This is a genomic window from Ancylomarina sp. (assembly GCF_041555295.1).
Classification (GTDB): domain Bacteria; phylum Bacteroidota; class Bacteroidia; order Bacteroidales; family Marinifilaceae; genus Ancylomarina.
In genome coordinates this window covers 1-10,372 of sequence record NZ_JBFFKR010000114.1, presented here as the reverse complement: position 1 = coordinate 10,372, position 10,372 = coordinate 1, and the positions used below count along the sequence as shown (strand labels likewise).

The 10,372-nt window shown below is 35.4% G+C and carries 8 protein-coding genes and 1 pseudogene; 6 read left to right on the top strand and 3 right to left on the bottom strand.

Features of this window, described 5'->3' with window-relative positions; genetic code table 11:
- Positions 1-527, bottom strand: a pseudogene (locus ABY905_RS09600) (carbamate kinase); the annotation flags it as partial.
- Between the two features lie 540 nt (positions 528-1,067).
- Here ABY905_RS09600 and ABY905_RS09595 point away from each other — a divergent pair.
- The 6 genes from ABY905_RS09595 (at position 1,068) to ABY905_RS09570 (ending at position 7,889) form a co-directional block, all read left to right on the top strand.
- The gene (locus tag ABY905_RS09595; RefSeq protein WP_372642996.1) at positions 1,068-1,748 is read left to right on the top strand and encodes a hypothetical protein; all 681 of its coding nucleotides are present in this window, start codon (positions 1,068-1,070) and stop codon (positions 1,746-1,748) included.
- Positions 1,749-1,993: 245 nt separating this feature from the next.
- Positions 1,994-4,450: a DNA translocase FtsK 4TM domain-containing protein gene (locus ABY905_RS09590; protein ID WP_372642994.1), complete on the top strand. Its 2,457-nt coding sequence runs from the start codon at positions 1,994-1,996 to the stop codon at positions 4,448-4,450.
- Positions 4,451-4,526: 76 nt separating this feature from the next.
- Positions 4,527-5,171 carry an outer membrane lipoprotein carrier protein LolA gene (locus ABY905_RS09585; protein ID WP_372642992.1) on the top strand — a complete coding sequence of 215 codons (645 nt, stop codon included), beginning with the start codon at positions 4,527-4,529 and terminating at the stop codon, positions 5,169-5,171.
- A gap of 161 nt (positions 5,172-5,332) precedes the next feature.
- The gene (locus tag ABY905_RS09580) at positions 5,333-6,508 is read left to right on the top strand and encodes a DUF4105 domain-containing protein (RefSeq protein ID WP_372642989.1); all 1,176 of its coding nucleotides are present in this window, start codon (positions 5,333-5,335) and stop codon (positions 6,506-6,508) included.
- A gap of 20 nt (positions 6,509-6,528) precedes the next feature.
- Positions 6,529-7,284, top strand: coding sequence for an acyl-[acyl-carrier-protein] thioesterase (locus ABY905_RS09575; RefSeq protein ID WP_372642987.1), 756 nt, complete (start codon positions 6,529-6,531; stop codon positions 7,282-7,284).
- Between the two features lie 56 nt (positions 7,285-7,340).
- Entirely contained in the window at positions 7,341-7,889 is a 549-nt protein-coding gene (locus ABY905_RS09570) for a hypothetical protein (RefSeq protein ID WP_372642984.1), read from the top strand.
- 133 nt (positions 7,890-8,022) lie between these two features.
- On the opposite strand, the gene ABY905_RS09565 is transcribed toward ABY905_RS09570, so the two are convergent.
- Together ABY905_RS09565 and ABY905_RS09560 are read right to left on the bottom strand one after the other, a co-directional pair.
- Complete coding sequence (locus ABY905_RS09565; protein ID WP_372642981.1) at positions 8,023-9,267, bottom strand: competence/damage-inducible protein A; 1,245 nt, start codon at positions 9,265-9,267, stop codon at positions 8,023-8,025.
- A 100-nt stretch (positions 9,268-9,367) separates the two neighbouring features.
- Positions 9,368-10,372: M48 family metallopeptidase (locus ABY905_RS09560; protein ID WP_372642978.1), on the bottom strand; the 1,005-nt coding region annotated here is incomplete at its 5' end.

Sequence of the window (10,372 nt, the reverse complement as noted above, 5' to 3'; positions counted from 1 at the left end):
ATTACACGAATTGGCTTTGGCGAAGGGACAACACGTCTCCATCCTCCATCAGCTTTAACTTCCTCTTTAAAGATCCATCCTTTATCAGCGATTAACTGATCTGCTTCTTCTCTTGTGTAAATTCTACCCACGCGCTTAATTGGATCAGCAAAAGCAGCATCGTTCTTATCAACGACAACCTGAGTAACTAAAGTCACAACATCTTTTTCGATGCCATTTGCCTTTAATACATTACGCAAGTTTCTTTCAATCATATAACCAATGCCACCTTGTGAGTCAGCAACATCAATATCTAAAGGCATCTGAGGAATGTTGTATAGTTGTTCTCCTGCATCATTTCTCATCAATATGTTCCCTACTTGTGGGCCATTACCATGAGCAATAATAACATCATATCCTTCTTTAACCAGGAAGATAAGATTTTCAAGAGTGTCTATCGTATTTTGATTTTGTTCTTCAACAGTACCTTTTTGATTCCCTCTTAACAAGGCATTTCCACCTAATGCTACAACTGCTAATTTATTCATTATAGGTTTTTATTTATGTTGTTTGAATAATTGAGATACAAATCTAGAAATTTTATCAAGATTTCAATGAATTTTAATATTTTTTCAAAGCTTTTATACTAACTGTTATTCAGCACCTTAAACGACTAAACTTTTACTGTAAAATATAAGTACCGTTAAAAAATTGAAATTCAATACACAGACTTTTTAAAAGATACACTCGTTTGCATTTACAATAAACTTTTACTGTTATGTTCATACCATTGTTTTTTCATAAAATCATCTTATATTTTTCATATATCTTAAGATTATGAACAGAAAAACGCATATTTTTACTTTTGCAACAATAAAATAGATTCCCACAGGAAAAGAGCAGCAATAAAATTAAACCTAATACATGATAGCTTATTTATTAAATATTCATTTAATCTTGAGAATGTATTTTTTACAAAGTAATTAGCTACTTTCACATTGGAATAAAACATATTCATGTAAGAACTAAGATTCACGTTTGATTAATAGTTGCTTTTATCTATTTTTATTGAACGACAACACACCTATATGAAACATACAACCCTTATACTGATCATCTTACTAATTTTCGTATCATGTTCTAACAAGTCGGATGAAAAAAAGACTGACTCCGAAGGGGTTATTACCTATAAAGTAAGCTATGAGACCGATGAGGATGCAAATCCAATTGTTGCACTCCTTCCAACTGTAGTTGAATATAAATTTAAAAACAATGATATCTCTGTTCTATCTGAAGGGTACTTAGGATTTTTCAGTACAAAATTTATTTCAAAAATTGGAGAACCTAAGAGTTCCATTCTTTTTAAGATTCTCAATAATAAGATGAACTATGAATTTTCTAGTGATGAGATCCCTTTCATATATAGCCACAAGCTTGCAACTAAAATAAAATACTTAAAAACAGATAAAGTTATTGCAGGCTATAAATGCAAATTGGCTAGAGTATATATTGAAGAATTACCTAATCCAATAGATGTTTATTATACCCGAGATATTTGTCTGGAGAATCCCAACAGAAATACGCCTTTTAACAAAATTGATGGTGTACTGCTTGAATTTGAGACTACAATGAACAAAATAAAAGCAAGATTTTCGGCTCAGAATATTTGTCTAACTCCTGTTAATACCAAAGAATTCATCATCCCTGCTGACTACGTTAAATCTGATGTAAAAACAATTCTTAAATATGCATTAAGCTTTAAAGAATAAATACATCTGTTTCTTAAAATGTAGGAATTACTGCTTTAAAAGCAGATCGATCGGTTCAAAACTTTCTTACACCCATTGTGTTAGGCAATAAGCTTACGCACATACAATATTTCTTAACAAAATCCGTTCTCTTTAGTTTCTAATTACATAGAATATGTATTGAATTTCTATGCCTTCATTCGTGTGGAATTACGGCCTATTTTTATTACTTTCACATCATATTATAAGTAGGAAAAATAGACTCAATGGCAAAAAAAAGAAACACAAAAACAAAAAAGAAGTGGTTTACAACACCTGCTTTTTTAGCAGACGAACGTATTCGATTTATTCTAGGAATCAGTTCTAGTTTATTTACCATATATTTAGGTTTAGCATTTGTATCCTTCTTTTTTACAGGAGGTGCCGATCAAAGCAAATTAGACATTCAATTTTTAGAACTTCTTTTAGACTCAGTCATTCGTGTAGAAAACTGGACTGGAAAAACCGGAGCCTTTCTTTCAAATCTCTTAATAAACAAAGGATTTGGAATAGCAGCATGTTCTATTCTATATATTCTAACTGTTTTGTCAATTCGTTTGTTTGGAATAAAAATTCAATCACTCAAGACAAGTATTCTTTATACCCTATTATTCAGCATATGGGGCTCAGTATTACTTGCCTTCTTATTTGTCGACTCAACCAGCACTAGCTTCCTATACCTAGGAGGAACTCATGGCTATTTCATTAGTGAATGGTTAATTTCACTGATTGGAAATGTAGGAACTCTTTTTGTTATCATCATCTGTTTCTTTAGTTTGATAGCCTTTGGTTTTAAGAATGCAGTAACCCACATGAAAAAACCGTTCAAAAGAAAAGCTAAACCAGAAGTTAACGAGTTGGAACTTGATGAAGACGATAGTGAGCTTGAAGATGAAACGGCTTTCCAAGATGAACTTATTATAAGTCCTAATCAAGTTGAAGAAACAAATCATAAGCAATTTGAAGTTGAGCTTGAAGAAGAGTTTATTTCAGAGCTTGAAGAGGAAGAAGAACTTTCAATTAATAAAAGCAGTGAAATAGAACTTAATATCAAATCTGACTTTAAACCTGCAACAAGCACAAACAAACAAGATAATGAAGATATTGATGTTGAATTAACCATTGAAGCTGTCCGCGTTAAAGAGGAAAGTGTCTCAATCAATCATGCTCCTATGGATGATTTTGACCCTACATTAGATTTATCTAACTACAATTACCCAGGACTTGATCTCCTGGAAGATCATCACATTAACAATTCAGAGGTTAGTAAAGAAGAACTTGAGAGTAATAAAATTAAAATTGTCGATACGCTTCGCAATTATAAAATTGAAATTACTCAGATTAAAGCAACAATCGGTCCAACCGTTACGCTTTACGAAATAGTGCCTGCTCCTGGTGTACGAATCTCTAAAATCAAGAATCTTGAAGATGATATTGCACTAAGTTTAGCGGCATTAGGGATTCGTATTATTGCACCAATTCCAGGACGAGGAACCATTGGTATCGAAGTACCAAACCGCACACCTGAAATTGTTTCAATGAAGAGCATTATTGCTTCAAAGAAATTTCAGGAATCGAAATATGCACTGCCTGTAGCTTTGGGTAAAACGATCTCAAACGAAACTTACACCCTCGACCTGGCAAAAATGCCTCACCTTTTGGTTGCTGGTGCTACCGGACAAGGTAAATCGGTTGGTCTAAATGCAATCATTACTTCTTTACTTTACAAAAAGCATCCATCGCAACTTAAGTTTGTACTGATCGATCCAAAAAAAGTAGAGTTGAATATCTATTCGACAATAGAAAAGCATTTTCTTGCCAAATTACCCGAAGAGGAAGAGGCAATTATCACCGATATCCATAAAGTAATTGCGACTCTTAATTCGCTTTGTGTTGAAATGGATTCCCGTTACGATCTGCTTAAAAAAGCACACGCTCGAAACATTATCGAATACAATACCAAATTTGTAAAACGTAAGCTTAATCCGGAAAACGGACACCGTTACCTGCCATATATCGTCGTAATTATCGATGAGTTTGCCGATTTAATTATGACAGCTGGTAAGGAAGTTGAAACTCCGATTGCTCGTATTGCCCAGTTGGCTCGTGCCATTGGTATTCATATGATTATCGCGACTCAACGTCCGTCGACAAATATTATCACTGGTGTGATTAAAGCCAATTTCCCAGCTCGAATTGCCTTTAAAGTTGCATCGATGATCGACTCCCGAACTATTTTGGACAGCCCCGGAGCCAACCAGTTGATTGGGCGTGGTGACATGCTAATCTCACTCGGAAGTGAATTGATTCGTGTGCAGTGTGCCTTTGTTGATACTCCGGAGGTTGAGGCTCTCACAGAGTATATTCAAAAGCAACAAGCCTACCCTTCCGCATTAATGCTCCCTGAATATGTTGCAGAGAGTAATGAGAATCTGGCAGAGGTTGACTTGCAAAAACGTGATGTCCTGTTTGAAGAAGCAGCCCGATTGGTTGTTGGTTCTCAACAGGGTTCAACATCAGCTATTCAAAGACGCTTCTCTATCGGTTACAACCGTGCGGGTCGCATTGTCGATCAACTTGAGGCAGCAGGTATTGTTGGAGCTTTCGAAGGAAGTAAGGCCCGTCAGGTTTTAGTCTCTGATGATTATTCATTGGAGAAATTATTATCTCAAGTCTTAACGTAACTGGCACAATAATTGATTAAACAAAACCATCAAAAAGACATTTATAATATCTCAACAAGAATAAACAGAAAAAAATATGACAAAGTATATTTCTCTATTAATTATTACACTATTAAGCTTGAATGTTTCTGCTCAAGGAAATAAGGCAAAAACAATTTTAGATCAAGTTTCTGAAATCAATAAAAAGTATAGTAGCATAAAGGCTGAGTTTACTTTTAATATGGATAATGCAGAAGAAGACGTTCACGAAAATTCAGATGGAAATATTATTCTAAAGGGTGATAAGTACCGTTTATACCTGATGGATGTTTATACTTATTTTGATGGTAAAACCATCTACCAACACTTGGTAGACGCAGAAGAAGTTAATATTAAGGAGCCAGATGAAGAAGATGAAGAAAGTGGCCTAAATCCAACACAGATCTTCACTCTATATGAAACTGGTTTCAAATTTAGTTATATAGAAGAACAAACAACTTCGGCAGGTTCTTTTCATGTCATCGATCTATTTCCTTTAGATGAAGAAAGACCATTTTCTCGTATCAGACTTCATATTGATACGAAGACTTTAGAAATGAAATCTCTGGTATCTATAGGAAAAGATGGTAATAACATCACCATTAAAATCAAGAAATTTGAACCTAATGTGGAATTCAAAGATTCTGATTTCGTATTCGATCAAACAGCAAACCCAGATGTAGAAGTTGTTGATATGAGATAAAAACAAGATTAAAACAAGCATTACAAACTGCCCTATTCATTATGAATGGGGCAGTTTCATTTCAAATTACCCACATTTCTAAAATACAAGAAATCTTGACAAAGCTATTTAACAACCTAGATACAAAAATTATTATCTTCGGGGAGAAATAATACACAACTATGCGAAACCTACTCATTTTACTCTTTCTTACACTCTTGCTTGTCCAGCCGGCTAGTATAGTGCAGGCGCAAGAAACTACAGACAAGACTCAAATTAGCATACTCACTTGTTCTCCAGGCTTAGAACTCTACTCTCTATTTGGACATTCTGCCATTAGAGTTCAAGAACCATCCAAAAATATGGATGTTGTATTCAACTTTGGGAACTTTGATTTCAATACACCAAATTTTTATCCAAAATTCATAAGAGGCAAACTAAAATACAACCTCACCGTCAATTATTTTAAAGATTTTAAAGCAGCTTATAAAAGAGACCAGCGTTGGATTGTTGAACAAGATTTAAATTTGAGTTCAGACTCAAAACAAAAGTTATTAAAAGCACTTTGGGAAAACTATCGTCCTGAGAACCGCTATTATTCATACGACTTCTTATTCAATAACTGCTCTACCCTTATTCGTGATGTTCTTCAAAACGAAATTTTAGGTCAAGTAGAATATAAAGACTCTGGTAAAATAAGCGATAAAAGCTTTAGAGATTTACTTAATCTTTATATGAACGAAACACCCTGGATTTACACGGGTATCCATTTGGTTTTAGGTCAACCTCTCGACAATAAAGCCACAAATTATCAGAAGATGTTCTTACCTGATATGCTGAAAATTGGCTTTGATCAGGCTTTAATTACACAGGGAAACCAAACTACAAAGCTTGTTGGTAAAGAAAATATTATTCTAAGCGAAATGGCTCAACAAAAACCAACGCCTTGGTATCTGCATCCCTTATTCATTTTCGGCTTTATTTCTTTTATTGGTTTACTACTGACCTTGAGTTCTCTAAAAAATAAAAAGCGATTCGTTCTACTCGATGTGTTAGTATTTGGTTCCACCTCTCTATTTGGCTTTGTCATTCTGTTTCTTTGGTTTTTAACCGATCATCAGGCCATGGGACCTAACTTTAATATTCTTTGGGCATTACCTATTCATCTGCCATTAATACACGTTCTTTTTAAGAAAAACAGACCTTCATGGGTAAAAAGCTACTTCAAATATCATTCAATATTCTTACTTTTGGTGATAGCCGCCTGGCCTATTATGCCGCAAGAATTACCCTATACAATTTTACCATTTGTGGTTTTGATTCTTATTCGATCGATTTATAATGCAAGACGTTCTTAATCAATAATTGTAATTTTCTAATGACAGATTTAAGTATATACAGCCAGGAATTCACAATCGGTTCTTTCGATACTGATTGGCATGGTAATGCAAAACTCACGAGCATTTGTAATTACTTGCAGGAAATTGCAGGCAATCATGTTGATATGATTGGACAAGGTATGGAGGATTTAAATCAAAATAACCATGCCTGGGTCCTTTCTCGTATGAAGATTAAAATCATACGTCCTGCAAAATGGAAAGAAAATATTCGAATTGAAACCTTTCCAACTGGTATTAAAAGTCTTTTTGGTGCGCGAGACTTTCGTATTTTTGATACTGAAAACAATATCATTGCTTTAGCCAGCTCTTGTTGGTTGGTTGTCGATTCAAAAAGCCATCGTCCACTTCGTCCGCATGAAATAGTGAAAAATATGCCTATAGGCAATTTTCCAGAGGTTTTCGCAAAAGATCTTGAAAAACTGGCGCCCCTATCACAGGAAGCTGAACTTATCGAAGAAATAAAAATTCACTACTCTGATATCGATATTAATCATCATGTAAACAATGTGAAATATCTAAAATGGTTGATTGACGCGTTCCCACATGAGACATTAACAGAAAAACCCATTTCTGAATTGGAAATCAACTTTCTACATGAGCTAAAATTAGACGAGCAAATTCAGATTTATCAAGAATTAGATGATGAGAATCACATGAATTGTAAAATTATAAGTTGTACCACTGGCAAAGAAAACTGCCGAGCTCGAATTAAATTTAATCAGATCAACTATTAAGGCTTTTTCATTTAAATACAAAAGTAAAAGCCATTCTCTAATCACTAAGTTATAACATGGATCAACTAATTTACAGCTTCGAAATTGCACTCAAGCATTTATGCCGAGTTTCGGCAATTCATCAAATATTATTTCTGATTATTATTGGAGCTTTCTTTAGTTTCCGAGAATGGAAAACGTATCTCATTCTAATTTTGGCGCTTTGTTCAGGATCTTTAGTGGGCTTGTCTCTTTCTGTATTTAAAGCTGTAAGCCTTACCTCCACCACAATTCACTTACTTGCCATTATCAGCCTGATTATTGTATCACTTAATGGCATCTTCAGTAATCGAGTGAGCACACTACACTACAATATTTTTGTTTTAATTGGGATTATGCAAGGTTTTGTTCTTAGCCTACACCACAAAGCAGCGTTGGGTTCTAGTTTGAAGTTCTTATCTTATTTAGGTTATAATCTGGGAAGTTTTTCAGCATTCCTCCTCATCAGTTTCTTAAGCCTGCTGATATGTTCGCTTATTCTCACTCTTTTCAAAACGGATAGACACAAAATTTCATTGGTGCTAGCAGGCCTTGGCTTGGGTGTGGCTTTGATGATGTATTTTTAAATTTTATATGATTAAGGACTGTCAGGTCATATTTCAACTGATCCTGACAGCTTTCTTGATCTATAACCAAGCAATCTCATTCAGATTAATCAACTCAAAAAAGAATTCGAGAGAATGAAATCGATCAACAAATCTACTCATCATCCAATATCATCTTCCTAAGCATATTAAAACCAGCCATGGAAGCCATTCTAATATTGCGTCCACGTTCTTTTGAGAGCACGTATTTCTCAGAAATCACTTTATCAACTGAAGCGACAGCAATCCATACGGTTCCTACAGGTTTTTCTTCTGTTCCTCCGTCGGGTCCGGCAATACCTGATGTAGCAATAGCATAATCTGTACCAATAGCCTTACAAGCCCCTGTGGCCATTTGCTCAACCACCTGTTGACTAACGGCACCAAAATCTTCCAGACTATTCACATTTACACCTAAAACATTTGCTTTTACGTCGTTGGAATAAGCCACTATCGAACCTTTAAAGTAGGCCGAGCTTCCAGCCATTGCTGTTAGCATATGTGCCATATTTCCGCCTGTGCAAGATTCAGCTGTAGACACCGTTTTCTTTTTATCTAAAAGGAGAGTAGTAATCACCTGCTCGATTTTCTCATCATCAAAGGCGAATATGCGTTCTCCCAAAATAGCTTTCAGCCCTTTAAGTTGATTCTCAACGATGGACTTCAATTCCGCTTCATCATCGCCCACTAAACTCATGCGCAAACGTACCACGCCTGGCGATGGTAAATAAGCCAACTTAACTACAGATGGAAGATTAGCTTCCCAATCTTGTAACATCTCAGCCAGAACTGATTCTCCCAATCCTTGAACCATAACCGTTTGATGCAAAACATAGGGACAATCAAACTCTTCACTTAGAATAGGTAATAGCTTAGATTGCATGATATTCTTCATCTCAAAAGGAACGCCCGGCATGGAAATTACATGCTTATTATCCCTGGAAAACCACATACAAGGCGCCGTTCCAAAATCATTGGTGATAATTCTAGCACCTTGAGGAACAAGAGCCTGTTCACGGTTAAAAGCATTCATACCAATTTTGTATCGTGCCAAACGCTCTTCAATCTTTGCATAAAGACCATCATCCTGCACCAATTCACAAGCAAAATAATCACTCAAGGTCTTTTTAGTAATATCATCGTTGGTCGGACCAAGTCCGCCCGTCGTCAAAACCAAATCAACACGCGACATGGCCTCTTCAATAGAAGAAACAATGGCTTCCTTAGTATCTGAAATACTCGTAATGCGATTAACAGAAATACCAATTTCATTCAGTTCCTTTGACATCCATGCTGAATTGGTATCAACAATCTGTCCAATCAATATTTCGTCGCCAATGGTTATAATTTCTGCTTGCATTATTTTAAAATAATATTTTCTGTTATCGGTTTTCATTCTTCCCTTTATACAGATTCCAAACTCTGTCAGGACAAGCTTCGCTTGACTCTAACAGGTTTTATTAATCCTGCATGGCATTTAAACGTTGCAACAAAGTTGGGTGTGAATAGTAGAAAAACACATAAGCCGGATGGGGCGCCAAATTCCTCAGAGAGCTAACTGATAGTTTCTTTAAACCATCTGCTAAAGCTTTTGCATTATAATGCTCAGCAGCGTAGGCATCGGCTTCATATTCATTCTTACGGGATAGAATATTCATTCCTAAACCTAAAAAGGTTGATATAGGTGAACATAAGATACCAAAGGCAATCAATCCCAAATGGAAACTGTGATTAGTTGTACCTAATGCTTCTGATAAACTAGCATTTCCTATTAACAATGAGAAAATATAAAACATGATGCCAGTTTGCAAAAGCCCTAATATCATTGAGCTCAGTGTATGTTTCTTTTTATAATGCCCTATTTCATGAGCCAAAACAGCTACAATTTCCTCAGTTGATAATTCGTCTATCAATGTATCGAATAAAACGATTCGTTTACGCGAACCTAATCCTGAAAAATAGGCATTTCCCTTCGATGAACGTTTCGAACCATCCATCACATAAATATTGTCGAGTTTAAAACCCACTTTCTCGGCAAGCGTACTGATCGCTGTGTTCAATTCACCCTCTTCCAAACGTGTTTGCTTGTTGAAAAGTGGAACAATTAATGAAGAATAGAACATGCTCATAAATACCATAAAGAAAGCAATCAAAGCCCAAGCCATCCACCAGAAATTAGTGGTCGTCATCGTATAAATCCAAATGATGAGAGCCAAAAGACCTCCACCTAAAATGGCCGTTATTAAACCACCTTTAAGTTTATCGAATAAGAATGTTTTTAATGTACTTCGATTGAAGCCATATTTTTCTTCGATTACAAAAGTCGAATAGTATGAAAATGGGAAACTGATTAGGCTTGAACCAATCATGATGAAAGCAAAGAAGCCTAAAGCAACTGTTATTGGATTTGACAGATAAAGACGTACAAAATCATCGACCCAAGCGAAACCGCCAGCGACTATCAT